This is a genomic window from Streptomyces sp. APSN-46.1 (genome assembly GCF_022815725.1).
Classification (GTDB): Bacteria; Actinomycetota; Actinomycetes; order Streptomycetales; family Streptomycetaceae; genus Streptomyces.
The window spans coordinates 1-24,312 of record NZ_JALGRF010000001.1 but is presented as its reverse complement, the minus strand read 5'-3'; the positions used below and the strand labels follow the sequence as shown (position 1 = coordinate 24,312).

General features: G+C 72.5%; 23 protein-coding genes. 12 read left to right on the top strand and 11 right to left on the bottom strand.

All coding sequences use genetic code 11. From position 1 onward, the window contains the following. Positions 1-60 precede the first annotated feature (60 nt). The 4 genes from MTF65_RS00115 to MTF65_RS00100 all read left to right on the top strand — a co-directional run bounded on the left by MTF65_RS00115 (position 61) and on the right by MTF65_RS00100 (position 3,851). Positions 61-1,719 carry an ABC-F family ATP-binding cassette domain-containing protein gene (locus tag MTF65_RS00115; RefSeq protein WP_243625989.1) on the top strand — a complete coding sequence of 553 codons (1,659 nt, stop codon included), beginning with the start codon at positions 61-63 and terminating at the stop codon, positions 1,717-1,719. Between the two features lie 209 nt (positions 1,720-1,928). Next, complete coding sequence (locus MTF65_RS00110; protein WP_243625987.1) at positions 1,929-2,900, top strand: acyl-ACP desaturase; 972 nt, start codon at positions 1,929-1,931, stop codon at positions 2,898-2,900. A 72-nt stretch (positions 2,901-2,972) separates the two neighbouring features. After that, a complete protein-coding gene (locus MTF65_RS00105) occupies positions 2,973-3,194 on the top strand; it encodes a hypothetical protein (RefSeq protein WP_243625985.1) in 222 nt (73 codons plus the stop codon). 465 nt (positions 3,195-3,659) lie between these two features. Next, positions 3,660-3,851: a hypothetical protein gene (locus MTF65_RS00100; protein WP_243625984.1), complete on the top strand. Its 192-nt coding sequence runs from the start codon at positions 3,660-3,662 to the stop codon at positions 3,849-3,851. Positions 3,852-4,122: 271 nt separating this feature from the next. Here MTF65_RS00100 and MTF65_RS00095 read toward each other — a convergent pair whose 3' ends face one another. Both MTF65_RS00095 and MTF65_RS00090 read right to left on the bottom strand, forming a co-directional pair. After that, entirely contained in the window at positions 4,123-4,371 is a 249-nt protein-coding gene (locus MTF65_RS00095; protein ID WP_243627234.1) for a WhiB family transcriptional regulator, read from the bottom strand. Between the two features lie 62 nt (positions 4,372-4,433). Next, on the bottom strand, positions 4,434-5,228 hold the full coding sequence (locus tag MTF65_RS00090; protein ID WP_243625982.1) for a VOC family protein: 795 nt from the start codon (positions 5,226-5,228) through the stop codon (positions 4,434-4,436). Positions 5,229-5,345: 117 nt separating this feature from the next. Between MTF65_RS00090 and MTF65_RS00085 the strand changes: the two genes are divergently transcribed. Then, a complete protein-coding gene (locus MTF65_RS00085; protein ID WP_243625981.1) occupies positions 5,346-6,008 on the top strand; it encodes a TetR/AcrR family transcriptional regulator in 663 nt (220 codons plus the stop codon). Positions 6,009-6,337: 329 nt separating this feature from the next. Here MTF65_RS00085 and MTF65_RS00080 read toward each other — a convergent pair whose 3' ends face one another. Together MTF65_RS00080 and ligD are read right to left on the bottom strand one after the other, a co-directional pair. After that, positions 6,338-6,877 (bottom strand): HAD domain-containing protein, encoded by a 540-nt coding sequence (locus MTF65_RS00080; RefSeq protein WP_243625979.1) that lies wholly within the window; start codon positions 6,875-6,877, stop codon positions 6,338-6,340. Between the two features lie 21 nt (positions 6,878-6,898). Further along, positions 6,899-7,918, bottom strand: a complete 1,020-nt coding sequence (gene ligD, locus MTF65_RS00075) for a non-homologous end-joining DNA ligase (protein WP_243625976.1) — start codon at positions 7,916-7,918, stop codon at positions 6,899-6,901. Positions 7,919-7,993: 75 nt separating this feature from the next. Here ligD and MTF65_RS00070 point away from each other — a divergent pair, with 75 nt between their 5' ends. After that, positions 7,994-9,061: an ATP-dependent DNA ligase gene (locus tag MTF65_RS00070; RefSeq protein ID WP_243625972.1), complete on the top strand. Its 1,068-nt coding sequence runs from the start codon at positions 7,994-7,996 to the stop codon at positions 9,059-9,061. 120 nt (positions 9,062-9,181) lie between these two features. On the opposite strand, the gene MTF65_RS00065 is transcribed toward MTF65_RS00070, so the two are convergent. Together MTF65_RS00065 and MTF65_RS00060 are read right to left on the bottom strand one after the other, a co-directional pair. Further along, positions 9,182-10,564, bottom strand: a complete 1,383-nt coding sequence (locus MTF65_RS00065) for an NAD(P)/FAD-dependent oxidoreductase (protein ID WP_243625969.1) — start codon at positions 10,562-10,564, stop codon at positions 9,182-9,184. A 525-nt stretch (positions 10,565-11,089) separates the two neighbouring features. Beyond that, the gene (locus MTF65_RS00060) at positions 11,090-12,076 is read right to left on the bottom strand and encodes an NAD(P)/FAD-dependent oxidoreductase (protein WP_243625968.1); all 987 of its coding nucleotides are present in this window, start codon (positions 12,074-12,076) and stop codon (positions 11,090-11,092) included. Between the two features lie 66 nt (positions 12,077-12,142). Here MTF65_RS00060 and MTF65_RS00055 point away from each other — a divergent pair, with 66 nt between their 5' ends. From MTF65_RS00055 to MTF65_RS00045, 3 genes are read left to right on the top strand one after another with little or no spacing between them, the layout of a single operon-like run. Beyond that, positions 12,143-12,802 (top strand): helix-turn-helix domain-containing protein, encoded by a 660-nt coding sequence (locus tag MTF65_RS00055; RefSeq protein ID WP_243625966.1) that lies wholly within the window; start codon positions 12,143-12,145, stop codon positions 12,800-12,802. A 14-nt stretch (positions 12,803-12,816) separates the two neighbouring features. Continuing rightward, the gene (locus tag MTF65_RS00050) at positions 12,817-13,362 is read left to right on the top strand and encodes an NUDIX hydrolase (protein ID WP_243625963.1); all 546 of its coding nucleotides are present in this window, start codon (positions 12,817-12,819) and stop codon (positions 13,360-13,362) included. Between the two features lies 1 nt (position 13,363). Next, positions 13,364-14,782 carry an NAD(P)/FAD-dependent oxidoreductase gene (locus MTF65_RS00045; protein ID WP_243625961.1) on the top strand — a complete coding sequence of 473 codons (1,419 nt, stop codon included), beginning with the start codon at positions 13,364-13,366 and terminating at the stop codon, positions 14,780-14,782. A 49-nt stretch (positions 14,783-14,831) separates the two neighbouring features. Here MTF65_RS00045 and MTF65_RS00040 read toward each other — a convergent pair whose 3' ends face one another. The 3 genes from MTF65_RS00040 to MTF65_RS00030 form a co-directional block, all read right to left on the bottom strand. Next, the gene (locus tag MTF65_RS00040) at positions 14,832-16,928 is read right to left on the bottom strand and encodes an MDR family MFS transporter (RefSeq protein ID WP_243625960.1); all 2,097 of its coding nucleotides are present in this window, start codon (positions 16,926-16,928) and stop codon (positions 14,832-14,834) included. A gap of 36 nt (positions 16,929-16,964) precedes the next feature. Then, complete coding sequence (locus MTF65_RS00035; protein ID WP_243627233.1) at positions 16,965-18,314, bottom strand: 6-phospho-beta-glucosidase; 1,350 nt, start codon at positions 18,312-18,314, stop codon at positions 16,965-16,967. Between the two features lie 144 nt (positions 18,315-18,458). Then, positions 18,459-19,448, bottom strand: a complete 990-nt coding sequence (locus MTF65_RS00030) for a helix-turn-helix domain-containing protein (RefSeq protein ID WP_243625959.1) — start codon at positions 19,446-19,448, stop codon at positions 18,459-18,461. 218 nt (positions 19,449-19,666) lie between these two features. Here MTF65_RS00030 and MTF65_RS00025 point away from each other — a divergent pair, with 218 nt between their 5' ends. The 3 genes from MTF65_RS00025 to MTF65_RS00015 all read left to right on the top strand — a co-directional run bounded on the left by MTF65_RS00025 (position 19,667) and on the right by MTF65_RS00015 (position 22,144). Beyond that, the gene (locus tag MTF65_RS00025; RefSeq protein ID WP_243625958.1) at positions 19,667-20,332 is read left to right on the top strand and encodes a helix-turn-helix transcriptional regulator; all 666 of its coding nucleotides are present in this window, start codon (positions 19,667-19,669) and stop codon (positions 20,330-20,332) included. Between the two features lie 67 nt (positions 20,333-20,399). Further along, positions 20,400-20,957: a toxin-antitoxin system, toxin component gene (locus MTF65_RS00020; RefSeq protein ID WP_243625957.1), complete on the top strand. Its 558-nt coding sequence runs from the start codon at positions 20,400-20,402 to the stop codon at positions 20,955-20,957. Next, positions 20,954-22,144: an MAB_1171c family putative transporter gene (locus tag MTF65_RS00015; protein WP_243625956.1), complete on the top strand. Its 1,191-nt coding sequence runs from the start codon at positions 20,954-20,956 to the stop codon at positions 22,142-22,144. Before MTF65_RS00020 ends, MTF65_RS00015 begins: the two co-directional genes overlap by 4 nt. A 10-nt stretch (positions 22,145-22,154) precedes the next feature. Here MTF65_RS00015 and MTF65_RS00010 read toward each other — a convergent pair whose 3' ends face one another. Together MTF65_RS00010 and MTF65_RS00005 are read right to left on the bottom strand one after the other, a co-directional pair. Next, positions 22,155-22,931: a DUF4239 domain-containing protein gene (locus MTF65_RS00010; protein ID WP_243625955.1), complete on the bottom strand. Its 777-nt coding sequence runs from the start codon at positions 22,929-22,931 to the stop codon at positions 22,155-22,157. 49 nt (positions 22,932-22,980) lie between these two features. Beyond that, on the bottom strand, positions 22,981-23,196 hold the full coding sequence (locus MTF65_RS00005; protein ID WP_243625954.1) for a hypothetical protein: 216 nt from the start codon (positions 23,194-23,196) through the stop codon (positions 22,981-22,983). Positions 23,197-24,312 lie beyond the last annotated feature (1,116 nt).

The window sequence follows — 24,312 nt, the reverse complement described above, 5'->3', positions numbered from 1 at the left end:
ACCACGGTCCGGCTGTCTCCCCGCGTTGCACGCACCAACTCACGCAACCTGGAGGCCTCCATGAGCCATGCCCATGCGCACACCCCCGCTTTCGTCACCTGCTCCGCGCTGTCCTTCGACTGGCCCGACGGGACCCCGGTCTTCGACGCATTCGACTTGACCGTCGGCCCCGGTCGCACCGGCCTGATCGGCCTCAACGGCTGTGGGAAGTCAACCCTGTTGAAGCTCATCGCCGGTGAACTGACCCCGTCCGACGGCCATACCGCCACCGCCGGCACGATCGACTACCTCCCGCAGAACGTCACCCTCGACACCGGACTCCGTGTGGACCGGGCGCTCGGCATCGACACCGCCCGCGCCGCCCTGCACGCCATCGAGGCGGGCGAGGCCACCGAGGCGAACTTCGCCGCCGTCGGCGACGACTGGGATGTGGAGGAGCGGGCCCTGGCCACGCTCGACCAGCTCGGGCTCGCCCGGATCGGCCTGGACCGCACCGTCGGTGAACTGTCCGGCGGGGAGTCCGTGCTGCTCCGGCTGGCGGCCCTGCTGCTCGCCCGACCGGACGTCCTGCTGCTCGACGAGCCCACCAACAACCTGGACCTGCGGGCCCGTCGCCGCCTGTACGCGGCGGTCGAGTCCTGGTCCGGGGTGATGATCCTGGTCAGCCACGACCGGGAGCTGCTGGACCGGGTCGACCAGATCGCCGAGCTGCGCGAGGGCGAAGTCCGCTGGTACGGCGGGAACTTCACCGACTACGAGGCGATGCTGGCGGCCGAGCAGGACGCGGCCGAGCGGATGGTCCGGGTCGCGGAGGCCGACGTACAGCGGCAGAAGCGGGAACTGGCGGACGCACACGTCAAGTTGGCCCGCCGCAAGCGGTACGGCCAGAAGATGAACGACAACAAGCGCGAGCCGAAGATCGTCATGGGCGCCCGCAAGCGTGCGGCGCAGGAGTCGGCCGGCAAGCACCGCATCATGCACACCGAGAAGCTCGCGGACGCCCGGGAGCGCCTGGATCAGGCGGTGGAGGCCGTCCGGGACGATGCGGAGATCCGTATCGAGCTGCCCGCCACCCAGGTTCATCCGGGCCGACGGGTCCTGACCCTGAGCGGTCTCCACCTCGCGCACGGGGCCAGGGTCGCCGGCGAATGGGAGCTGCGGGGCCCCGAGCGCATCGCGCTCGTGGGCCGCAACGGCTCGGGCAAGACCACCCTGCTGCGTACGGTGGCCGGGCTCGTCCGGCCGGTGTCCGGGGAATCGGTGACGCACGTTCCGACGCGCTTCCTGCCGCAGCGGCTGGACGCGGACGTACTGGACGACGACCGTTCGGTGGTGGAGAACGTGGCGCGGTTCGCCCCGCACGCCACGAACAACCTGATCCGGGCGCGGCTCGCGCACTTCCTGTTCCGGGGTGCCCGGGCGGACCGGCGGGCCGGCACCCTGTCGGGCGGCGAGCGGTTCCGGGCCGCGCTGGCGGCTCTGCTGCTGGCGGAGCCGGCTCCGCAGCTGCTGATGCTGGACGAGCCGACGAACAACCTGGACCTGGCGAGCGTACGGCAGCTGACCGGCGCACTGGAGTCGTACGAGGGCGCGCTCGTGGTGGCGAGCCATGACGTGCCGTTCCTGGAGTCGATCGGCATCACACGGTGGCTGCTGCTCGACGGGGAGCTACGGCCGACCACCGCCGAGGAGGTCCGGGAGTCGCTGTGGCACGAGTAGCTCAGCCGTCAAGGCGGAAAGGCGGACCACCTCTCGGCGTGACTTTGGGCTCTCGTTTTCCCTCGTAGTCGCCCCTCAAACTGCACAGATAACCGGATGTAACCGGGCATAGGTACACCTGGGGCTTGGCTGGCCTTGACGTCGCGCTTAACCTACGGGTTCGTAGGCTACGGAACCGTAGGTAATTCGCTTTGTCCCCAGGAGTACCCGTGACGATCACCTCTCCCCTCCTCGGCAGCTCGGAGGCGTGGACCGACGCCAAGCTGCTGTACGCGCTGGAAGAGGTGGTCGAGAAGGAGCTCAACCGCCATCTGAAGGTCACCAAGGACTGGATGCCCCACGAGTACGTCCCGTGGAGCGACGGCCGGAACTTCCCGGGCTTCTTCGAGGACGGCGAGGCCTGGGACCCGGAGCAGTCCAAGGTCACCGACATCGGCAAGATCGCGCTGGTCGTGAACCTGCTGACCGAGGACAACCTCCCCAGCTACCACCACGAGATCGCGACGCTCTTCGGCCGCAACGGCGCCTGGGGCACGTGGGTGCACCGCTGGACCGCCGAGGAGGGCCGCCACGGCATCGTGATGCGCGACTACCTGCTGGCCTCGCGCGCCGTGGACCCGGACAAGCTGGAAGCCTTCCGGATGCAGCACATGTCGGAGGGCTTCGAGTCCGACAACCGCCACTCGATGCTGCACTCCGTCGCGTACGTCGCCTTCCAGGAGCTCGCGACCCGCATCTCGCACCGGAACACCGGCCACCAGTCCGGCGACCCGGTCTGCGACCGGATGCTCGCCCGCATCGCGCAGGACGAGAACCTGCACATGGTCTTCTACCGCAACCTGCTGGGCGCCGCCTTCGAGCTGGCCCCGGACCTGACGATGCAGGCCGTACGCGACGTCGTGGTCAACTTCCGGATGCCCGGACACGGCATGCCGGGCTTCGAGCGGATGGCCGCGCAGATGGCGATCGGCGGGGTCTACAACCTGCGGATCCACCACGACGACGTGCTGAGCCCGGTGATCCGCTTCCTGAAGATCATGGACATCGACGGCCTGGGCCCGGACGGCCAGAAGGCCCAGGAGGAGCTCGGCCTGTTCATGAACGGCCTGGACTCCGAGGCCCGCAAGTTCGACGAGCGCCTGGCCGCCCGCGCGGCGCGCATCGCCGCCCGCAAGGGCTGACCGGTCTCCGCCCGCTCGGGCGGGTGACGACGATTGCCCTGGCAGAGCCGTGCTCTGCCAGGGTTTCGCGTCATGACCTTCCTCCGGGTGGACATCGACCAGCTGGCCCGCCTCTCGGGCGCCCTCGACGCCTCGCTGACCTCCCTGCGGGAGGCGCGGAGCGCGCTGAGCCACGTCCGGGCCGACCAGCTGGGCACCGCGGACCTCGACGCGGCGTGTGACGGCTTCCAGGAGAGACGGGCGTACGGCACGCGCGACCTGGCCGAACGCGTCAGACGGTCCGCGAAGGCGTGAACACCAGCGCGGTCGCGGGAGCCGCCGCGCTGTCTGCGCGCGGCGCACACCTCGCTGGCGGAGGCGGCCCAGCAGCTCACCGCGTGGCAAGACACCCTGGTCGATCACCGCTCGCTGGCCGCCCGCTACGAGTCCCAGGCCGCCGCGGCCACAACGGAGCACGCCCTCGCCGATGCCCGTCGGCTGGCACGCGAGCCGCGGCCCGCCGGGTGGCGCGAACCCTGAACTCCGCGGCGGACCGGCTGGCGCCGGGGTCACCCTCCTCGGCGACACCGCCGGCGCCGTCCCCGGCGTGGCGGCGGTCGCCGCCGGCGTGAAGGCCGGCGCGATCGCGGCTCGCGCCGCCATGGCCGCCGCCCCCGAGGCCGGCGCCCTGGCGGGCTCGGGATCCGGCGCACGGCCGTTCGCCCGTACGACGTGGTCGACCGCCGACGAACTGCGGGTGGTGGAGATCCCTCTCACGGCATGGGCGCTCCGAACGTCGGCCCAAGAGACGAGCCGGCGGTGGGCACGGGGACGGCTACTCTCGACTACGCCGCCGACAACAAAACCGTCGAGCACAGCTCCACAGCGGCAGACGGTGTCCGCGGTGTACTGGACGAGGCCCCTTCCGCCGGCGCGAAGACCGCCCACGTCTGGTCGGTGATCAGGCCGTGATGCCACCTGTCTGGTTCCGGCTTCCGCCGGGCTTCCACGACATCGGTCCGGGCGACCGGGCCGCAATGGACGGAATCGCCGAAGCCCTGGGCAGCAGCTGGCGCTGCTCATGGCACGCACCGCCCTCGCCATGGCCGGGTTCCGAGGCGCACCGAAGTCTCCCCACGTCCTACCCGGACAGCCCGCGCGTCGTCGTCTCGCGCATCGCGGAGGTGCTCCTGTGAGGCTCCCTGCTCGCCAAAGTGGCGTGGGATCAGCCTCCGACCGTCATTCAGTCGCGCGGGCGCAGCGCGAGGCGTTCGGATTCCGAGAGGCCGCCCCAGACGCCGAAGCGCTCGTCGTTCGCCAAGGCGTACTCCAGGCAGGCCGCCCGCCCCTCGCACGCACCGCACAGCCGCTTCGCGTCGCGCAGCGAGGAGCCAGGCTCCGGGAAGAAGAACCCCGGGCCCGTCTGGGCGCACAGAGCGAGTTCGTACCAAGCGGGGGCAGTGGCGGTCGTCGTCCGCTCACTCGTGTTCATCGACATGTGCCGAGACTGACCGCCCCTGATGGACGTCCGATCAACAGCTGATCAACACGCGTTCACGCACCCGCCGCCGGCGCACTGGCTATCACCGAGAATCTCGCCCCGAAGGGATCCGCGAGCTTGGCGAAGCGGCCGACGCCCTCCATGAACACCGGCGTCAGCCGGACCTTGCCGCCCGACTGCTCCGCCTTCGCCGCCGTCAGATCGCAGTCGGCGACCTCGAAGTACGGGGCCCAGTACGGCTGGTCGGCATCCTCCACGGGGTCCGCCGCGATCGGCACCAGGCCGCCGAACGCCTCGTCGTCCGTCGTCCCCGCCGGCTTGACCATGGTGTAGGTGCCGCCCTCGAACGACGTCTCGGAGATCTCCCAGCCGAAGACCGAGCGGTAGAAATCGGCCGCCGCGGCCACATCGCCCGTGTAGAGCTCCGTCCAGCACAGGGTGTTGACCTCGGTCACCACGTCCAGGCCCGTGTTCCCCCTCGGCTGCCAGGTCGCGAAGGTGACCCCGGCCGGGTCGTTGAATATCGCCATGCGGCCGAAGTCCATGACATCCATCGGCTCGAACACCACCGCGCCGCCCGCCTTGGTCACGGCCGCCGCCGTGGCATCCGCGTCGGAGCTCTGGAAGTACACCGTCCACGCCGCGGGGCCCTGGTCCGGCGTGACGGTCATACCGCCCGCGACCGTCTTGCCGTCGAGCCGGAACATCCCGTATCTGCCGACTTCCTCGCCGCCGGGCTGGTAATGCCAGCCGAAGAGGCCCGCGTAGAACGCGGCGGCGCCTTCGATGTCCGGTGCGCCGAGGTCCACCCAGTTCGGGGAGCCGTCCTTGTATTGCGTCGTGAGCATGGCACCTTCTCCTTCCGTCCCCGGCCTGGCTTCCGCAGTCCTCTTCGAGCATCCCACCCCCCCCTGACAGCGGCCGCTCCACAGGGTGAACGACCGTGCGTTCGTTAAGATGGCCGCATGGCCGACGGACGTGTGGAGCGCGGAAACCGGACGCGGCGGACCGTTCTCCAGCGGACCATGAGCATCGCCTCGGTGGACGGCCTGGAGGGCTTGTCCCTGGGGAAGATCGCCACGGATCTGGGCCTGAGCAAGAGCGGGGTCTTCGCGCTCTTCGGCTCCAAGGAGGATCTGCAGCTCGCCACCGTCCGTGCCGCCACCGACGTGTTCACGGACCTGGTCGTGCGGCCCGTACGCGCGGAGCCGGCCGGTCTGGACAAGGTCTGGCGGCTGTGCGAGCGCTGGATCGACTACTCCGCGGGCCGCGTGTTCCCCGGCGGATGCCTCTTCTGCTCCGCCGCCGCTGAGTTCGACTCGCGGCCGGGCGCCGTACACGACGAGATCGCCAAGGCCCGGTCCGACTGGACGCGGTACGTGGAGCGGCTCCTGGACGAGGCACGGCTGACGGGTGGCTTCCGCGAGGGGACCGACGCCGCGGAAGTGCCGCAGCTGGCTTTCGAGATCATCGCGCTGATGGAGCTGGCCAACGCGCATTCCGTGCTGCACGAGGACCCGGTGGCCTACGAACGGGCGGGCCGCGGCATCCTCTCCCGCCTGCGCGCGGTGGCGGCCGCCCCGGACGCCCTCCCGGACCGCCCGTCGCCCGTCAACTCCCCCGTCTAGGACATCGGGTCTCGACGCACGTCCTGGCGGGCCGTTTCGGCGGTGGCCCGGTTGGCGGTCGTAGGGGGGCCGTCGTCAGGAACGACACCACGGTTGCGGCGAACCTCGACGCGCGTGAGCTCCAGCCGTGCACCACCAGGACGGGCCGGCCGCCCTCCCCCCAGCGGTACGTGGTGACGGGTATGCCCTCCACGGCCTCGGCCATCACCTCCGCCTCGTCGGGGCGGAGCCGGAGCCGGCCGATGGGCCGAACGAACAGCGCGAACGCCGCTCGCCCGGCCAGGCCTGGTGCGACCCGGGCGCCGGGGGGGACACCCCCCTCGGGCCGTTCACAACCGCTGGGGCGCCCCAGGGCGCAGCCATGCGGCGAGGGTCGCGAAGTCCGCGTCCGTCAGGCCTCGGCGGTGGTCGACACGGTGGAGGAGAGCCCTTCCGGGATGGGCCGCGGCCACCCAGGCCCGGTCGACGTCGGTGATCTCGTCGTCGACCCAGGCGAACGGGCGTCCATCGGCCCAGTCCACCAGGGCGGGGGTTTTCCAGTGAACCCCGCCGCGGCCATCGGCGTCGGACGGCTCCGGCCACGGGACGACGGGAAGCTCCGGCAGGCCGAGCCGGGGCGCTACGCAGTCGTTAGCGTCGGCCATCCAGGTCGTGGCCCACACGAGCTCGCACCCCAGCGCCGCCAGGCGCGGCCCGTGGGCGGGGTTGATCCTGGCCAGCAGTGGATGGGCGTCGTCGCCCGCCGGCTCCGTGGGGCTCGACCGATACGTCGGGTAGCCGTCAGGGAGCTGTTGCCCGGTCGCCCCGAACGGGATGAGCGGTCCGTCCACATCGAGAAAGAGCAGGGGGCGCTGCGCGGAACGGGTCACGCTTCGCACGATAGCCGCAGGTCATTCCTCGCGCTTGGCCCTGCTGGGCTGGACCCGCTTCGGCTCGCCCGGCATCTTTGGGTAGTCGGGCGGGTAGGGCATGTCGCCCAGGCCGTGGTCGCGTTCATGCCGCTCCGCGAGTTCGAGTACGGCGTCCAGCTCGAAGGCGTGCTCGTCCATGTCCGCGTGCAGGTCACCGAGTTCGGCGAAGCGCACCGGCATCGTCACGATGTCGAAGTCGCGCGGCTCCGCGTCGTCCACCTCCTCCCAGCGCAGCGGCGCCGACACCGGGGCGTGCGGGCGTGGGCGGACGGAGTACGCCGAGGCGATCGTCCGGTCGCGCGCGGTCTGGTTGTAGTCGACGAAGATCCGCTCGCCACGCTCCTCCTTCCACCAGGCCGTGGTGACCTTGCCCGGCATCCGGCGCTCCAGTTCCCGGCCGAGGGTGATCGCGCACCGCCGGACCTCGGTGAAGGTCCAGCGCGGTGCGATGGGCACGAATACGTGCAGGCCGCGGCCGCCGGAGGTTTTGGGCCAGCCGCGCAGGCCCAACTGCTCCAGCACCGTGCGCAGTTCATGGGCGGCCGCCACCGCGTGGTGGTAGTCGGTGCCCGGCTGCGGGTCCAGGTCGATACGCAGTTCGTCGGGGCGGTCCGTGTCCTCGCGGCGCACCGGCCAGGGGTGGAAGGTGAGGCAGCCCAGATTGGCGGCCCACAGGACGGCGGCCGGCTCGGTCGGGCAGATCTCATCGGCCGTGCGCCCGCTCGGGAAGGCGATGTGGGCGGTCGGAATCCAGTCGGGCAGGTTCTTCGGGGCACGCTTCTGGAAGAAGGACTCCCCCTCCACCCCCTCCGGATACCGCTCAAGGGTCGTGGGGCGGTTGCGCAGGGCGCGCGTGATGCCGGGCGCGACGGCGAGGTAGTACTCGGCCACGTCCCTCTTGGTGAGCCCGCGCTCCGGGAAGTACACCTTGTCCGGGTTGGACAGTCGTACCGTCCGCCCTCCGGCCTCCAGCTCGATCGCATGTCCGGCAGCACCCATGTGCGCCACGGTAGGCGGGCCCGACCCGGCGCGCATACCGGGCGAGTCCGGACGTACCACCGCAGAATCTCAAGTATGGATCTGCCGGTGATGCCCCCCGTGAAACCGATGCTCGCCAAGTCCGTGGCCAAGATCCCGCCGGGCATGCAGTACGAGGCCAAGTGGGACGGCTTCCGGGCGATCGTCCACCGCGACGGCGACCAGATCGAGATCGGCAGCCGCACCGGGAAGAGCCTGAGCAGGTATTTCCCCGAGCTGGTGGCGGCCCTGAAGGAGAATCTGCCGGCCCGCTGCGTCGTGGACGGCGAAATCGTCATCGTGCATGACGGGCGGCTCGACTTCGACCGGCTGACCGAGCGGATCCACCCCGCCGCGTCCCGCGTGAAGATGCTCGCCGAGAAGACCCCCGCCAGCTTCATCGCCTTCGATCTGCTCGCGCTCGGCGACGACGCTCTGCTCGACACGCCGCTCACGGACCGCCGTAACGCCCTCGTCCAAGCCCTCTCCACCGCTCGGCCCCCCGTTCATCTCGCGCCCGCGACCACCGACCCCGCGCTCGCGCAGGAGTGGTTCGAGCAATTCGAGGGCGCCGGACTCGACGGGGTGATCGCCAAACCTCTCGATCTGCCCTATCGGCCCGATGCCCGCCTCATGTTCAAGATCAAGCACGAGCGTACGGCCGACGTCGTCGTCGCGGGTTTCCGTTTCCACAAGAGCGGTCCGATTGTCGGATCGCTCCTTCTCGGGCTGTACGACGACCGGGGCGGCCTCCAGCACGTGGGCGTCTGCGCCGCCTTCCCCATGAAGCGGCGCGCCGAGCTGGTGGACGAGCTCGAACCGCTCCGGATGGCCGATCCCGATGGCCACCCGTGGGCGGCCTGGGCCGAGGAATCCGCGCACGAGAGCGCCAGGCTGCCGGGCGCGCAGAGCCGCTGGACCGGCAAGAAGGACCTGTCCTGGGTGCCGCTGCGCCCCGAGCGGGTCTGCGAGGTCGCGTACGACCACATGGAGGGCGACCGCTTCCGGCACACCGCCCAGTTCCGCCGCTGGCGGCCCGACCGGGTGCCGGAGAGCTGTACGTATGCCCAGCTGGAGGAAGCCGTCCGCTACGACCTCGCCGAGGTGCTCGGCGAGGCGGACTGACGCCGTCGCGGTCGCGGTCGCGGTTTCGCGGTCCCTCGCGGTCGCGGTCGCGGTCGCGCGGTCAGGGTCACGGTCCCGTCGCGGTCGCGGTCGCGGGCAGACGAGCCCGGCGGGCTCGCCTCATCCCGCCGTCAGCTTCTCCCACTCCCCCCGGTCCGGCCCCACCGCGTTCGGCGCGTAGTCCGGCCGGGCGGCCAGCCAGTGCGCCACCCGGGCCTTGATCTGCGGATCCGCGTAAGCCCGCTCCGGCGTATCGGCCAGGTGCCGGACCCTCGCCCGCGCCCGCATCACCTCGGGGTCCTCCAAGGCGCAGTCGAAGAGCGCGGCCACCTCGCGCGCCGTCCCCGTACGCGAGGCCCGGGTGGCGAAGCGCTCGCCGATGGCGGCGTCGGCGACCACCTGGTACGCGAACCACGGCTTCAGGGTCCGTACCGCCCAGTCGTGGTACTCGGCGGCGAACCGGGACGATCCCGGGTCCTGGTGCGCCGTACGGGCCACCCTGAGCGCGGCCCACAGGGCGAGCGACGTGCCCTGCCCCAGCGTCGGGTTGGTGTGGGTGATGGCGTCCCCGACGGGCACCAGCCCGCTCACCACCGGGCCCCGCTCGTCGACCAGGGAGCTCCAGCGGTTGTCCAGGCTCGCGGTGGCCAGTACGTCGGACAGCGGCTCGGCGCCCAGCTCCAGCCAGGCCGCACCGGGCGGGAAGGCCCGGGCGGCGGCCTCGAACACGGCCGGATGGCGCAGCGCGGAGCGTGTGGTGTCCTCCGTGTGCACGAACAGGGTCACGGCGAACACCCGGTTGTCGGCCGGGAAGACCGCGCAGCCCGCGAAGGTGCCGCCGGTCACCGTCCAGGGCCGGCGCGGGCCCTCGTCCCGCCCCTGCGGCAGCCGGTACCAGCGGCAGAAGTACGCGAGTCCCGTGCGGTGCCGCTCCACGACGGCCGGTCGGCAGCCGGCCGCGGCCAGCCACCGCTCGGCGCCGCCGCGCCGCCCGCCCGCGTCCACCACGAGGTCTCCCTCGTACGCCCCCGAGGAGGTGGTCACTCCCGTCACCCGGATTCCGGGGGTGGTGGTGAGCCCGGTGACCGGCTCCCCGTACCGCGTGACCACGCCCGGTTCGGCGCGCAGGGCGGTGGCCAGCGCGCTCTCCAGGACGATGCGCCGGGCCTGGAGCATGACCAGGTCCTCATCGCCGGGGCGCGCGGGCGGGCGTACGTCGAACCAGTCCAGCTCGTGACGCTCGCGGGCGCCGAGCCGGAGCATCTCCTGGTGGACGTCGGGGAGTTCGTCGCGCAGCACGTTGCGCGCGGCGCCGAGGAGCGCGTGCGGTTGGGTGGCCTGGGGAACGGCCGGGCGGCGCCAGCCGAAGAAATCGCGGTCCAGCGCGGTGCCGGGGGCGCGGGTGTCCCGCTCGAAGAGTTCGGCGGTGTGTCCGTGGCGTGCCGCGAGCAGCGCGGTGGCCAGCCCTCCGACGCCTCCGCCGACAACCAGCACGTGTGCCATTTGCGCCCCCCTGAGCCACCAAGCCGATATGCAGATGGGCCGATGCGTCGATTGTGCGGATGCGCGCATCCGCCGTACGACGATCAGACCGCCCAGAGCCTGCGCGGGCGGGGCCCGACCGAAACCCGCACACGCGTCCGAACGCGGGCCGAGCCCGCCGCCGCACGGCCGTCTCGGTGTCTGCCCGTCGGAGGCCCAGGCCGCCGGAGGGCCTGCCCGCCGGAGGCCGGACCACCGGATCGAGACCTCGGGGCCGAGTCGCCCGATCGCGGGATCGAGACCTCGGGGCCAGGGGTCCTCGGGGCCGGGTCGCCCGATCGCGGGATCGCGGCCTCGGGGCCTCGGAGTCGGGGGCCAGGGGGTCTCGGGGCCTCGGAGTCGGGGGGCGAGGTCGGGGGGTCGGGGGCCTCAGGCCAGGGGGCCAGGGGCCTCAAGGCCTCAGCGCCTCAGCGCCAGGGGGGCCATGGCACCCGACCGCCGGAACGCCCGGTCAGCCGCTCAGTCCGCTCCGCCGAGTCAGCTCGCTCAGCCCGCCCGGCCTGCGCGATGGGCCTCAAGCGCTGCGCGCGTCTCCTCCGCGACCAGGTCGGTGTTGATGGCCGCCGCCGCGTGGACGCCCTGGGCGGCCGCGCCGCTCACCTGCTCCGTCGGCGCGGTCACATTGCCGGCCAGCCACACCCCGGCGAGGGCGGTGGCCCCCGTGGCCGGATCCGACTCCACGCAGGTACCGATCACATGGCCGTCCCGGACCACGTCCACGATGGGCAGGCCCAGGCCGGCCAGGACCCCGGAACGGGCGGTGAACCGGGGAGCCACGATCAGCGCCCCGCACTCGACGGTCGCGCCGTCGGCCAGGGTCACCCCGGTCAGCCGGTCTTCGGCGACGATCAGGCCGGACACCTCCCCCTCCGCCACCTCGACCCCCCGGGCGGCCAGCAGCTCCCGGTCCTCGGCGGTGAGGTGCCACGTGTGGGACAGCAACGTCACCTGTGCGCTCCACTGCCGCCAGAGCTGCGCCTGGTACACGGAGACCGGCCCGGTGGCCAGTACGGCGAGGGGCTGGTCCCGGACCTCCCAGCCGTGGCAGTACGGGCAGTGCAGCACGTCCCGCCCCCAGCGCGCCCGGAGGCCGGGCAGCTCGGGAAGCTCGTCCACCAGCCCCGTGGCGACCAGCAGCCTCCCGGCCCGGACGGTGGACCCGTCCCCGCAGCGGACCAGGAAGCCCCCGCCCGGCAGCCGGTCGGCGGCGATGGCGGTGCCGGCCGCCCCGGACCGGATCACGGCCCCGTACCCGGCCACCTCCGCCCGCCCCCGGGCCAGCAGGTCCGCCGGGCTCGCGCCCTCGCGGCCGAGGTAGCCGTGCATGTGCGCGGCGGGGGCGTTGCGCGGGCTGCCCGAGTCGAGCACCAGCACCGAACGGCGGGCCCGCGCCAGGGTCAGCGCCCCGGCGAGCCCGGCGGCGCCGCCGCCCACGACCGCTACGTCGAAGTCATGCGTCATCGTGTTGTCCATACCCGCGAGGGTGTGCCGGAGGGGGGCCGCTTGACAAATGTGCTTGCCGAACCGGCAAATAGAGGCATGGCCACCCAGGAGCAGGACGAAGACCTCGCGGGCGTACTCACCGCCGTGGGCCCGCGTCTGCGCGCACTGCGCCAGCAGCGCGGCACCACGCTGGCCCAGCTCAGCGAGATCACCGGCATCTCGCTGTCCACTCTCTCCCGGCTGGAGTCCGGGCAGCGCCGCCCGACGCTGGAGCTGCTGCTTCCGCTGGCCAAGGCGCACCGGGTGGCGCTGGACGAGCTCGTCGGCGCGCCGGAGACCGGCGATCCGAGGATCCGTCCGCGCCCGTTCGTCCGGCACGGCAGCACGTACGTGCCGCTCACCCGCAATTTCGGCGGGGTGCACGCCTTCAAGATGATCATGCCGCCGCTCGCGGACTCGGCGCCCCGGCCCGCACTGCGGGTCCACGAGGGGTACGAGTGGCTGTACGTGCTCTCCGGACGGGTACGGCTCCTGCTGGGCGAGCACGATCTGGTACTCACGGCCGGGGAGGTCGCCGAGTTCGACACCCGGACCCCGCACGCCTTCTTCAACCCGGGGCCGCGGCCCGCGGAGTTCCTGAGCCTGTTCGGCCCGCAAGGCGAGCGGATCCACGTACGGGCGAGGCCGCGCGGCGCCGCTCCCGATACCGCCGACACACGCGAGGCCCCCGACACTCCCGACACCCCCGACACCTGACCGGAAGGACCTCCATGACCAGCCCCGACGAGCGTCCCGACCGCCCGGAGCACCGCGAGCGCCCCGAGCACCCCGAGCACCCCGGGCGCGCCGCCGCGCGGGCCGTCCCGCAGCCCAACGCCGTGGTCGGCGTCGGGCTGATCGTGGTCGCCGCCGACGGCCGGGTCCTGCTCGGGCAGGCCCACGACGGCCGCTGGGAGCTGCCCGGCGGCAAGGTGGACCCCGGAGAGGGCTTCGAGCAGGCCGCCGCCCGCGAGCTGGCCGAGGAAACGGCCCTGCGCGTGGCACCCGAGGCCATCGACGTGTTCGCCGTCCAGATCGCCGCGGACCCCGCCGAGGTGACCCGGCTGACGGCGGCCGCCGTCACCCACACCGCCGAGGGCGCGGCCACCGTCACCGAGCCCCACAAGATCGTCCGCTGGCAGTGGTTCGGCCCGGCCGAGTTCCCCTCCGCGCTCTACGCCCCGTCGGCTGCCGTCCTCCGCGCCTGGCGGCCCGAGCTGACGAGCCTGCCGCCCGTACCGTCGTACGACTACCTGACCCTGACCGGTGGCTCCTGAGATGCGCGAACCCAGTCAGCCGGTCGACGTCCGGGAAAGCCCCCGCCGGCCCACCGCCATCGTCATCGGCGCGAGCGTCACCGGCCTCTTCGCCGCTGCCGTCCTCACCGAGGTCGCCGATGTGACGATCATCGAGCGCGACGCCCTGCCGGACGGTCCCGAGTGCCGAAAGGGGGTGCCCCAGGCCCGCCACGCGCACCTGGTCTGGAGCGGCGGCGTCCGCGCGTTCGACGAGATCCTCCCCGGTCTCGTCGAAGACATCGTCGCCCGGGGTGCCCGGTTGGTCCCCATCATGGGCGACATGGTCTCCCGGGCCCCGAACGAGGTGTGGTTCCGCCGGTTCGAAACCACCCGCCATCGCAATCTGGTGTGCTCACGGAACCTGCTGGACCACGTCCTGCGAGAGCGTGTCCTCGGTGACGCGCGCATCACCCTCCACGAGGAGACCGTGGCCGCGGGGCTTGTGGGTGATGCCACCCGCATCACCGGCGTCCGCGTACGGAAGGACGCCGGTGAGCGGATCCTGTCCGCCGATCTGGTCGTCGACGCTTCCGGCCGCGGATCCCAGGCGCCGACATGGCTTGAGGGGCTCGGCCTGCCCCGCGTCGCCGAACGCCGGGTGGACGCCGGCGTCGCCTACGCCACACGCGTCTACAAGGCCCCGGCGGCGACCGTCGGAAGCTTCCCGCTCGTCAACATCCAGGCCAACCCCGCCAAGTCCCCCGGCCAGGGCGGCATCATCCTCCCCGTCGAGGACGGCCGATGGATCGTCACCCTCTCCGGCACTCGTGGCGGGGAGCCTACGAAGGACCCCGACGGCTTCGTTGATTTCGCGCTCGGCTTGGGCGACCCCGTCATCGGAGAGCTCATCAAGGGCGCGGAGCCCCTCGGCGAGATCGCCACCACCCGCAGCACCGCCAACCGGCGCCGCTACTACGAGAAGATGAAGGCCTGGCCGGACGGATTCACCGTCCTCGGCGACGCCGTCGCCGGGTACAACCCCGTGTACGGGCACGGCCTCACTGTGGCCGCCCAGAGCGCCGTCACCCTGCGAGACCTGCTGCGTTCGACGAGTCTCACCGCTCCCGGCACGGCCCGCCGCATACAGCGGGCCACGGCCCGGCCCGTCGCCGGCGCGTGGGACCTGGCGGTGGGCCAGGACGTCTTCTACCCCGGCGCCGGCGACACCCCGCCCACGGCCGTCGAGAAGTTCCTCGCTCGGTTCGTCGACCGCGCGGTCGACACCGGGGCGCGCAACCCGCGGGCCCTCGGCGCCCTGCTCGACGTGATGAGCCTTGAGAAGCCCGCGAGCGGACTGTTCGGTCTCGACATGCTGGTGCCCATGCTCTTCGGCCCGAAGAAACCGCACCTGCGGGGCGCGCCGCTGAGCGACGCCGAGCGGGAGCGTGCCCTCTCCTGACTGATGACCAGAGCCTCGGCCGCCCCACATGGCTCACGGCCGGGGCCGGCTATACCGGCGCCGTCGGGCGTGGGGCGAAGGTGCCCTCGCCCAGGTCCTCCGCCAGGAGGCGCTTCGCGATCGCGTCCGCCGCCACTCGCAGTTCCGTGCTGCGCGGCCGCCCGCGGTCCCTCTCCAGCTGGTCCCCCAGCCACTGGGCCCACGCCTGCGAGATGACCCGCGCCTCCCGCTCCCCCGCCGCCGTGAGCGCGAAGAATCCGTTCTCCCGCGTCAGATACCCTTCGTCCACCATCCGCTCGAACACCGGAAGCAACACTTCCGGCGGTACCCCCCGCCGCACCGCGATCAGGCCGAGCCTGGCATGGCCGACGGTCCGGGTCAGCAGGTCCACCTGCATCACCGCCCACGCGCCCGCCATGTCCAGCCGCGTGTCCGACCCGCTCACGATGGCCCGCGCCGTGTCCGGCCCCATGGTCCGTACGAGCTTGCCCACCGCCAGTTCCAGCAGCTTGGCCGAATCCCCCGAGGCGGTGGCGGGCGAGGCGAAGCCGTCGCCCATGTCCGTGGACGCGGCCCGCACGCTGTCGCGCAGCTTGACCTGCTTGAGGAAGAGCGCGATGACGAACCCGAACACCGCCACCGGCACGGTCCACAGGAACACCGTGTGCAGGGCTTCCGCGTACGCGTCGATCACCGGACCCGCGGCCACCGGATCGAGCCCGTGTACCCCTTGCGGGCTCGACGCGGCCTCCGCCAGCTCCGCCGGGTCCTGTCCCGTGAGCCGCGCCGCCTCCGCGACTCCCGCCTCCAGCTCGGGCCCCAGGCTGTTCGCGTAGATCGTCCCGAAGACCGCGGCCCCGAACGCACTGCCGAGCGTACGGAAGAACGTGACCCCGGAGGTGGCCGTGCCGAGGTCGGCGTAGTCCACGGTGTTCTGCACGGCGATGGTCAGCACCTGCATGGACAGGCCGATGCCCGTACCGAGCACGAACATGTACAGCGACTCCAGCCAGGTGCCGGTCCCCGGATGCATCCGCGACAGCAGGTACAGGCCGAGGCCCATGACCGCGCTGCCCACGATGGGAAAGATCCGGTACTGGCCGGTCTTGCTGGTGACGATGCCGCTGAAGACGGACGCGAGCAGCAGCCCGAAGACCAGCGGCAGCATCCGCACGCCCGAGACCGTGGCCGAGTCCCCGTCGACGTACTGGAGGTAGGTCGGCAGGAAGGTCATCGCGCCGAGCATCGCGAACCCGACGATGAAGCTCAGTACGGAGCACACCGCGAAGACAGGGTTGCGGAAGAGCCGCATCGGCAGCATCGGCTGCGCGGCCCGCGTCTCGACCAGGCAGAACAGGGCCAGCGCGAGCGCGCCGCCCGCGAACAGGCCGATGATCGTCGCCGAGCCCCAGGGGTACTCGTTCCCGCCCCAGCTGGTGGCCAGGATCAGCGCGCTCGCGCCGATCGCCACGAGGGCGATGCCCAGGTAGTCGATGACCGGCTTGCCGGCGGCCCGTACCGACGGGATCGTCCGGGCGGCCGCGACGACGACGAGGATGGCGATCGGGACGTTGACGTAGAAGCACCACCGCCAGTTCAGCTGGTCGGTGAACAGCCCGCCGAGCAGCGGTCCGATCACGGTGGCGACGCCGAAGACACCGCCGATCATGCCCTGGTACTTGCCGCGCTCGCGCAGGGGCACCACATCGGCGATCAGCGCCATCGCGGTGACCATCAGCCCTCCGGCACCGATGCCCTGGAGGCCGCGCCACATGATCAGGTAGGTCATGTTGCCGGCCAGGCCGCACAGGAACGAGCCGGTGATGAAGACGATGGCGGAGATCTGGAAGATCAGCTTCCGGCCGAAGAGGTCACCGAACTTGCCCACCAGCACCGTGGCCACGGTCTCCGTGAGCAGGTAGGAGGTCACCACCCACGCCATGTGGTCCCCGCCGCCGAGATCCGCCACGATCGTGGGCAGGGCGGTTCCCACGATCGTCTGGTCGAGTGCCGCGAGCAGCACACCCAGCATGATCGTGCCGAAGACGACATCGCGCCGCCTCCGGTCGAGCACGGGTGGCGCGGCGGCTACGGCGGGGGCAGTGGTCACATCTCGCACTCTCACAGCGCACCCGCCGCACCGCATGCGGCACGGGTCCGTACGGGTCACCCGCGCGGGCGATCAGCGCAGGTAGGCCAGCCCCGGGTGCTCCGCCGCGTACCCGTCGACCAGCCGCCGCGCCACCCCGACGGAGTCCACCAGCGGATGCAGCGCGAAGGCCTTGACCGCGTCCGCCCGGGACCCGCTCGTCGCGGCCGCCAGGATCTCCCGCTCGACCGCCTTGACCGATGTCACGAGCCCCACCGCGTGCAGCGGCAGCGGAGCGACCCCCACCGGGTGCGCGCCGTTGGCGTCGACCAGGCAGGGCACCTCGATCACCGCCTCGGCGTCGAGCACCGACAGCGTCGAGCGGTTGCGCACGTTGAGGATCAGCGTGGCCCGCTCGTCCCGGGCGATGGCCCGCATCAGCGCGAGCGCGACCTGCTCGTACCCGCCCGCCTCCAGGTCGCTCTCCTCGCGCTCGCCGACGCCCGCCACCTCGCGGTTCTCGGCCATGTACGTGGCTTCGCGCTCGGCCCGGGTCCGGTCCCAGGCGGCCAGCGCCGCGCCGAGCGGCTGCCCCGGCTGCCCGGCCTCGGCGTAGAAGCGGCGCTGCTGGTCGCGCAGGAAGGCGCCGCGCGTCCGCTCGGCCTCCTGGTAGGCCCGTACGGTGTCGCGGTTGAAGTAGTAGTAGTGCAGGTACTCGTTCGGGATGGCGCCCAGCGAACGCAGCCACTGCGCCCCGAAGAGCCGCCCCTCCTCGAAGGACTCCAGTGCCACCGGGTCGGCCAGCAGCCGGGGCAGTTCGTCCCGGCCCGCGACGCGCAGCCCGCGCACCCAGCCCAGGTGGTTGAGGCCGACGTAGTCGATCCAGGCCTCCTGCGGGCGGGCGCCGAGCAGCCGGGCGATGCGCCGCCCGAGCCCCACCGGCGAGTCGCAGATCCCGATCACCCGGTCGCCGAGCTCCTCGGCCATCGCCTCGGTGACCAGGCCGGCGGGGTTGGTGAAGTTGATGACCCACGCATCGGGGGCGATACGGGCGATCCTGCGCGCGATCCCGCGGGCCACCGGCACGGTGCGCAGGCCGTACGCGATCCCGCCGGCGCCCACCGTCTCCTGGCCCAGCACTCCCTCGGCCAGGGCGATCCGCTCGTCCGCGGCACGGCCCGCCAGGCCGCCGACACGGATGGCGGAGAAGACGAAGTCGGCCTCGCGCAGGGCTTCGTCGAGGTCGTTGGTGGCGGCCACGGACGGGGCGTCGGGAACCCCCTCGGCCTGGTCCGCGAGTACCCGGGCCATGGTCGTGAGCCGGCCCGGATCCTCGTCGTAGAGCGTCACACGGGACACCCGGCCCTCGGCGTGGTCGCCGAGGAGTGCTGCGTACACGAGCGGTACCCGGAATCCGCCCCCGCCGAGGATGGTCAGCCGCACGCCCTTACCGCCCTTCGCCAGTGCCACGATCGGTGCCACGATCCGCGGCACGGACACACATGGCATCCGACGCGGGCGGGCATCCGACCGGCGCGGCATCCGGTCCGCGCGGCACGATCGAGGGCTCCAGTGTCCCCCGGAGGGTCAGTCTCCCAGCGGCGGCACGGCGCGCAACCGGGCCTGCGGTCGGTTCTCGACGCCGGCCCCGCCGCGTACCGGACCGGCCGGCACCCCCTGCGGCGCCGAGAGGACCAGGGTGATCCGGGTGAGCCCCATGGCCTCCAGCATGCGGCTGGATTCGGCCACCATCCGGCAGCGCACCAGGCCCCCGTGCGGGTCGGGGTGGCGCACGGAGCGCACCGCCCCGTCCTGTTCGGCGGCCTCGGAGCCGTGGGCGGTCAGCCAGTGCGGCACCCCGTACCGGTAGGCCGCCTCCATGAACGGGTCGCGGGCCACCTCCTGGCGGATGCTGCGCAGGCCCTCGTCGTCCGGGGAGGCCGCCAGAGCGGTCGCGAACTGGGCCAACAGCGGTACGCACCAGGCCGGTTCGTGGTCCTCCAGCACCGCGGCAGCGTCCGGGTGGAACAGCACGAAGCGCAGGAAGTTGTCGTCCGGGAGGGCGGTCGGGTGCGGGCGCACCGACTGGAAGAGCCTGTCGAAGGCGGAGTTGGTGAGCGCCACGTCCCAGCGGTGGTCCACCAGGAAGCTCGGGTACGGCACGGCCTCCATCAGGGCCGCGTAGTCGCACAGGTAGTCGCGCTGGGCGGGGTCCTCGGGCAGCCGGTTCTCCTCGGCCGCGCGCCAGGTGGGAGGGGGGTCCCGGTCGACCATGACGCGGAAGAGCCAGAAGCACTGCCGCTCGCTCATCTCCAACGCCTCGGCCAGGGCGAGCAGTTTGCGGTCCGTCCACTCCTTGACGAGGCCGCGTTCCCAGTTTCCGTAGGCGCGGACGCTGATGCGCAGCCGTGCGGCTACGTCCTCCTGGCTGAGCCCCAGCTCCTCGCGGCGCTGGCGCAAAATCTCCTTGCGTCGCTCCGACCGCACTGCGCCACGCACGGACTCCTCGCCCGCCAGGCGTTCCTCACCGGCTCGGGCGAGGCCATCGGACGGGCCCACCGCTGCGAGATATGGCACCGAGAGCTCCCCCTCCTCACGGTCTGGATCTTCATTTCCGTGTGGCGATCCTGCTACCGACCTCATTCGAGTGTCAACTATTGTGGCAATTCCAGCCTCTTGACAGCTCATTCCCGCCACAGCTGTGGCAAGTTCTAGCCCTCCGGAACCAGACCGGATAGATTCTTTAGGCCGACCATGTGCCCGTACCGACCTCGCGCGATCTAGGAGAACCACTGGTGACAGACGGCTTCCCGGCTCCCGTCGCGGCGGCCAACGCGCCCCTGGCAGCCACCGTCGCCCGCGTCGCCGAACTCGCGGGCAAGATGGGCCGCGACCTGAACCAGGTCTTCGACCTGCGACGGCTCTCGGATGCCTCCGGCGTCCCCGCGGACGTGGTCAAGACCCTGCTGGACGGCCGTCCGGCCGGCGAACCCGACCTGCAGACCCGCTTCCTCCAGCGTCTGGACCTGCTGCGGCGGACCCGGGTCAAGCCCAACGGCCGCCGCTACACGCAGCAGGAGATCGCGGACGGCGCCGGGATGTCCCGGCAGCAGGCCGGCGCCCTGATCAACGGCGACCGCCGCCCCACCATGGAGCACTGCGACGCGATCCAGCGCTTCTTCAGGGTGCACGCGGGGTTCCTCACCGCCCACGACGCCGACGCCCTCACCGACGCGCTCCAGCGCACCGAGCAGCAGCTGCTCCAGGACTTCGCGGGGCGCGAGCGGCAAACCGCACCCGCCGCGGCGGCTTCGGCGGGCGATCCGCTGGCAAGACTCCTCCAGAACCACGGCGTACGGGGCATCGCCTGGCGCGCCGCCCAACTGCCCAGCGACAAGCACCGGGACAAGGTGACCGAATGGCTGGACATGCTGCTCGAGAGCGTCAAACCGAACGAATAGGGACCCAGTCGAAAGTCTGGGTCTGATCCTTGAATCCTGATCCGGATCCACGCCGACGGGGAGAACGGTGAGCATAGGCAGAGCGCAGCGGCGGTTGTGCGGGGAACTGGTGGCCGGCATCAAGCTGACCGCCCCCGTGGAACCCGTGGACCTCTACGCCGCCCTCTGCGAGGGCATGAGCAAACACCGCGGCCGCCGGGTGGAGTTCCGGATGGCGGCGTTCCCGCCCGGAACGGCCAGCGGACTGTGGCTCGACATGGCGGACCGCGATCTCGTCGTCATCGAGGAGCGCACGGCCCCGGACCACCAACTGGTGATCCTCGGCCACGAGCTGTGGCACATGAAGGCGGGCCACTGCAGCCACCACGTCGACGGAGCCGCCGTCGCCGCCCGGCTGCTCTCCGACGGAGCCGATCTCGGGGAAACGGTCCGCCGGGTCGCCGCGCGCACCCGCGCCGACGTCCAGGAGGAGACCGAGGCCGAGTCCTTCGGCTTACTGCTGGGCAGCCGCTGCCGGAGCTGGCTGGCCGGATCCGCCGGCCACCGGGCACCCGCCCAGCGCGACCAACTGGCCGGGCGGATCGAGACCTCACTCGGCTACCGGGGGCACAGGACCGAACGTTGAACGGACAGGACTACTACATTCCGGCGGCCGCGATGGCGGTCTCCCTGGCCTGCAAGCTGCCGGCGCTCCGCAACAGCTGGCGCGATCCGCTCCAGCGCTCGGTCTGTGTCCTGCTCGTTCTCGCCGGAGCGGTGTTCACCTTCGCCGCCCCGCCCACGATCCACGCCGTCAACCACTGGACCGGCGTACCGAACATCTCGGCCCCGCTCGTCTACTGCCTGATGACCCTGTTCAGCGCTTCCTGCCTGGTGCTGATCGTCAACTGGCGGGGTGGCCCGCCGGAGGAGACCCGGCGCGTCTCCCGTCGCTGGATCGTCGGCTACTCCGCCGTCGCCGCCGTGCTGGTCGTCCTGTTCGTGCTCGGCGACGCGCCCGACGAGCGGCTGCGCGACTTCGACACGTACTACGCGAACACCCCGTACATCCAGATCCTGATCGCCCTCTACCTGCTGGCCCACAGCGTCGCGGCGCTGACGATGTCGGCGATGTGCTGGCGCTGGTCCCTCCAGGTGCACGGCTGGCTCCGGATCGGGCTGATGATCATCGTGTCGGGCTACGGCTTCAGCCTCGCCTACGACGCCGCCAAGTTCACGGCCGTCATCGCCCGCTGGACCGGCCACGACCTCGACCGCCTGAGCACCTTCGTCGCCCCGCCGCTCGCCTCGGCGGGCGCGCTCGTGAGCGCGGTCGGGTTCGTCCTCCCGCTGGTCTGCCAGCGGCTCTCGGACAGCTGGCAGACCTGGACCACGTACCGCAGGCTCGGCACCCTCTGGCACGAGGTGCGGAGCGCCGGCCCCGGCGGCACCCCCGCCGTGCGGATGTCCTGGTGGACCCCGGCCGAGATCCGGGTGATCCAGCGGGAGTCGGACATCCACGACGGATTCCTGCACCTCGGCCCGTACTTCGACAGGGACCACCGGGACTGCGCCTACGGGCGCGCGCTCGCGGCCGGTTCGGACGAGGAGACGGCCCGCGCGATCGCCGACGCGGCCATGGTCGCGGCGGCCGTGCGGGCCCGCTCCGCGGACCCCGAGGGCGAGGTGATCGGGGCCGGCGAGGAGAGCGACGTAGCCGGGGCCGCCGGGGCCGCCGCCGGGCCGCGCGATCTCGTACGGATCTCCCACGCGCTGCGGCATTCGCCGGTGGTGGCGGCGGTCCTCCGGCAGCAGGCGGGGCTCTCCGGCTGAACCCCGCCCGTCAGCGGGCGGCGGTCACCGACAGCGTCGGGAACAGGTCCTCGAAGGGCGCCGCCGAATCGATTCCGTCCCGGCCGTAGGGCGCGTCGAAGCTCCACACCATGAACAGCAGGAACACGATCAGCGCGCTGAACAGCCCGGCGAGCAGCAACTCCCGGCCGGAGCGGCGGATCTGCAGGGTGAAGATCAACCCGACGGTGACCACCCCGCCGACCAGCAGCCCGAACCAGACCACGCCCGGCAGCGTGGACCCGGAGCTCTGCGTGCGCGAGTGCCGGGCGTCGTCGGCGGAGGCGATGTGGTCCAGCAGCGGCTGGTAGGCCTGGGCCTGGAGTTCGGTGGAGGGGCTCTGGTGGGTGACGTCGCCGCGCAGTTTGGAGAGCAGCTGGGCGCCTTCGGTGGACGCCGCCTCGCCGGAGGTCAGCCGCGGCCAGTCCACGTTGACGGTGTGGGAGACGTACGCGCCCACCTCGCCCCGGATCCGGTCGCGGACGGGGGCCGGGTAGACGTCGGCGCGCTGGGTGACCTCGTACAGCGCCTGGGCCTCGCGGCGCACGCTGTCCTCGGCGGCGCCACGCGCCTCCCAGACGCCGGCGATGGCCAGGCCCAGGACGATCGCGTAGACCACGCCGACCATCATCGTCATGTACTCGATGACGTCGGGGGTTTCGCTGGTGTCCTCGTCCTCGGCGACCCGGCGGTGCCGGATCGCGGTGAAGGTGAGGACGAGGGCGCAGACGAGCGCCATGGCGATGGCCAGGACCAGCCATTCGGACACGAGGGTTCTCCCGTTTGTGGGTCGGGTCGGTGGTGTGCGGCGTTACGCGCTACCGGCGGCTCTTGCCGCGGGGGCGGAGCGCGGCCGCGGCGAGGACGGCCGGGGTGGTGACGACGACCATGAGCATCACGGTGGACAGACCGTCCGGGCCGCGCCGCTCCAGGGCCTTCGAGTGGTACGGGCGCACGTGGAACCGAGTGGCCGGGGCGACGGCCACCGGTGGCCGGGGCGGAGCGGTGACCGCCTCGGCCACCGGTCCGGGCACGGGCCCGGGATCCGGCGCGGGCGCCGGTGCCGATGCCGGTGCGGGTGCCGGTGCGGGTGCCGGTGCGGGTGCCGGTGCGGGTGCCGGTGCCGGTGCGGGTGCCGGTGCCGGTGCGGGTGCCGGTGCGGGTGCCGGTGCGGGTGCCGGTGCCTTCGCGTCGTCCCCCGGCACCGGGGCGACGGCCCGGGCGGGGGCGGCCCGGGCGGGGGCGGGGGCGCGCCCCGGGTGGTGCACGGTCGGCCGCTCGGCGCGGGGCACGGTCACCCGTACCGACGGCCGCGCGGAGGGGGGCTGCGGGGGTGACTGCGCGGGCGGCTGGGGCCGGGCCTGCGGTGGCCGCCCGGCCGGCACGCACACCTCATCAGGAGCGCGGTCACCACCGCCGTGGCCGTGACCCGGGCCGTCGACGTCGCCGTCGACGCTCGCGACCGCCACCTGGCCCTGCAGTGGGCAGAGCGCCACCACCAGGCCCGCCCCGGCGATGTACTGCCAAGCGGTCGCCACACGTCCTCCCGTTTCCACCGCAGATGTGGGGGTTACGAGTGAAGAAACGATGACGGCACCGCTTCGATACGCGGCAGACAGGTCAAGATCCCTTGCCCGAGGGGTTACTTCCGGCCATCGGCGGCGCGGATGGCGGCGCAGGGCAAGGCACGGAGCGGCCGGTTCCCCTGGAAGGCCGCAGCGGCGGACGCGCACCACGGAGCCTGCGGGGAGCTTCCAGCCTCGCCGGCGTTTGAGGCGCGGGCCCGGCCAAATTCAGCCTCGCCGGCGTTTTTGGCGCGGGGTGTGGGGCGGGGCCCCGGGGGGCACCACCCACCGGGAGGTGGGCCCCCCCCCCCGGTGCTGGGGGGTGACACCCCGGCCGCCCCGGGCCCGGGGGCCCCCCCCGCCCCCCCCCAACACCCGCCGGCGAGGCTGGAGTGGGCCAGGGCGAAACGAGGCCGTAGCGCGCGGCGCCGCACGGCGCGGCCGGGGTAGTACCGCCGCCGCGCCGGGGCCGGGCGGCGTGGCCCCGGCGCGGACACGGGGGCCGGCCCCGGCGGGCGGCGCAGGGCGGGGGCGGCGCGGCGGCGCGGCAGCGCGGGGCGGGGCGGCAGCGCGGCGGGGCGGCGC

Coding starts and splice junctions, on each gene's coding strand:
- MTF65_RS00040 (WP_243625960.1), bottom strand. CDS start 16,928: ATGCGGTGCGGCGGGTGCGCTGTGAGAGTGCGAGATGTGACCACTGCC.
- MTF65_RS00070 (WP_243625972.1), top strand. CDS start 7,994: ATGGATCTGCCGGTGATGCCCCCCGTGAAACCGATGCTCGCCAAGTCC.
- MTF65_RS00065 (WP_243625969.1), bottom strand. CDS start 10,564: ATGGCACACGTGCTGGTTGTCGGCGGAGGCGTCGGAGGGCTGGCCACC.
- MTF65_RS00115 (WP_243625989.1), top strand. CDS start 61: ATGAGCCATGCCCATGCGCACACCCCCGCTTTCGTCACCTGCTCCGCG.
- MTF65_RS00045 (WP_243625961.1), top strand. CDS start 13,364: ATGCGCGAACCCAGTCAGCCGGTCGACGTCCGGGAAAGCCCCCGCCGG.
- MTF65_RS00085 (WP_243625981.1), top strand. CDS start 5,346: ATGGCCGACGGACGTGTGGAGCGCGGAAACCGGACGCGGCGGACCGTT.
- MTF65_RS00095 (WP_243627234.1), bottom strand. CDS start 4,371: ATGAACACGAGTGAGCGGACGACGACCGCCACTGCCCCCGCTTGGTAC.
- MTF65_RS00055 (WP_243625966.1), top strand. CDS start 12,143: ATGGCCACCCAGGAGCAGGACGAAGACCTCGCGGGCGTACTCACCGCC.
- MTF65_RS00090 (WP_243625982.1), bottom strand. CDS start 5,228: ATGCTCACGACGCAATACAAGGACGGCTCCCCGAACTGGGTGGACCTC.
- MTF65_RS00060 (WP_243625968.1), bottom strand. CDS start 12,076: ATGGACAACACGATGACGCATGACTTCGACGTAGCGGTCGTGGGCGGC.
- MTF65_RS00105 (WP_243625985.1), top strand. CDS start 2,973: ATGACCTTCCTCCGGGTGGACATCGACCAGCTGGCCCGCCTCTCGGGC.
- ligD (WP_243625976.1), bottom strand. CDS start 7,918: ATGGGTGCTGCCGGACATGCGATCGAGCTGGAGGCCGGAGGGCGGACG.
- MTF65_RS00100 (WP_243625984.1), top strand. CDS start 3,660: ATGGGCGCTCCGAACGTCGGCCCAAGAGACGAGCCGGCGGTGGGCACG.
- MTF65_RS00050 (WP_243625963.1), top strand. CDS start 12,817: ATGACCAGCCCCGACGAGCGTCCCGACCGCCCGGAGCACCGCGAGCGC.